The following is a 1678-nucleotide window of genomic DNA, read 5'->3' as shown; positions in this document are numbered from 1 at the left end:
ACATTCGGAGCATGGCTTCGCAGCATCACAGGCGTAGCGTCTAACGGCGAGGACATTCTTACTGGAACTTCCAACTCTTGGGGCGGAATCAGACCTTCAAGAGTAAATGTAGCTGGCACAGCAGAAGACGGAAACGCTGGATTCAAGCTTGACATTTACTTTAATGCACCAAAATTCGTTGCAATGACAAACGAAGATAAGGAAAAAATAACAGATAAGTCTGATAGCATTCTTGAAGTTGGCGATAACGCATATCTTTGGGTAAAGCCAATCGAGCAGGTTCAGCTTGCTCTTGGTAAATTCGATGGTGGTGAGACAGGACTCCGTGGCGACTTCTGCTACGGTTCATGGAACTGGCTCAGACCTGGCAACTGGATTGCAGAAGACGAAGGTCTTACTTTCAACGGAAACCATACAAACGGTCTTATGGCAAAAATCACTCCTGTTGACGGTCTTGTAGCAGTAGTTGAACTTCCTGTATACAACAGCACTTGGGGCGGAAATAATGCAGAGTATAAAAATGGCAACAATACTATCGAAGACACATTCAAGAACGGTATGTATGCAGCTGCTTACACAATCGAAGGTCTTGGTACATTAAAAGCAGGATTCTTTGGAGCCTATAAAGAAAGTGGCGATTATAAACAGACTGGAACTGTAAACGTTGCATTCGACTTCAACGCAGTTGAGAATCTCTATGTAACAGTTGGCGCAAGATTCGGAATTGCAGACAAAGAGATAGATGTTAACAACGAAAAGATGAAGTTCACAGCTGGTGCTTCTTACCAGGTTTCTGACGCTATGAAGTTCTCTGTTTCTGGTGGATATGTTCAGTATCAGGACAAAACAACAGAAAAAGTAAAAGACGATGGTGACAGCGCATTCGGAATCGGTGCTGGAGTTGACTATGCTATCATGGACGGACTTAATGCAGCAGCAGACCTCCGCTACAAGAGCAATGCAGGCAGAGACAAAGACGGCGCAATCAGCTTCCTCGTTGGAGTTACAAAGAACGTTTCTAGCAACGGCTACATCGGAGTTGGCTTCCAGGGCGCAACAAACGGAAACGGTCTTACTGGAATCTCTGCTAACGCAGGCGATGACTTCGTATGGGCAATCCCTGTAGCATTGAGCGTTTGGTTCTAAGAGATAAAGCGAAGCTCGCTTCGTTTTATCTCTGACAGTTTTGCTGTGCAAAACTGTCGGACAACAGCGCGTAGCGCGAATGCTGGCTGGCACATTATGTGCTGACCAAAGCAAAAAGCCTCCCTTCCGGGAGGCTTTTTTGTGTTTAAATGGGCAAAACTCTGTATATATGGTTCAATTTCGAGTTTTAAATTTTAATGTCATTATCATGCTTGACCCTGCGATGTTTTTGAAAGGAAGTCGGTTGATAATCTGTTGGAAAGATTGCCTTGCTAGCATAGGAATAAGTGTTTAGTAGCTGTTTTATTAAAACTCGGCATTCGACCTTATATATTATAGGGTTGTTCCCAAAAAGGGCAGTCCTTTTTTATGAATCTATATGCGAATTCAAATCTACTAAAATTAAATAAAGAAAGAAAAATATATTTAGCCTGAAATTCGAGTTTTACGGTTTAATGTCATTATCGGGCTTGCCCCGATAATCTGTTACACTTTTTTTTGCAAGATTGCCGTGTCAAGCACGGCAATGACA

At 42.9% G+C, this 1678-nt stretch carries 1 protein-coding gene; it reads left to right on the top strand.

Annotation, left to right across the window (positions count from 1 at the left end; all coding sequences use genetic code 11):
* Positions 1-1146 (top strand): hypothetical protein (locus tag B4C08_RS08950; RefSeq protein WP_296664620.1); only part of this gene is annotated, 1146 nt, incomplete at its 5' end.
* Positions 1147-1678: the final 532 nt, after the last annotated feature.

Origin of the sequence: Treponema sp. UBA753, from assembly GCF_002297325.1 — a bacterium.
GTDB lineage: Bacteria > Spirochaetota > Spirochaetia > Treponematales > Treponemataceae > Treponema_D.
Note: the sequence above shows the minus strand (reverse complement) of the source record. Positions and strands in the feature narration are given on the sequence as shown.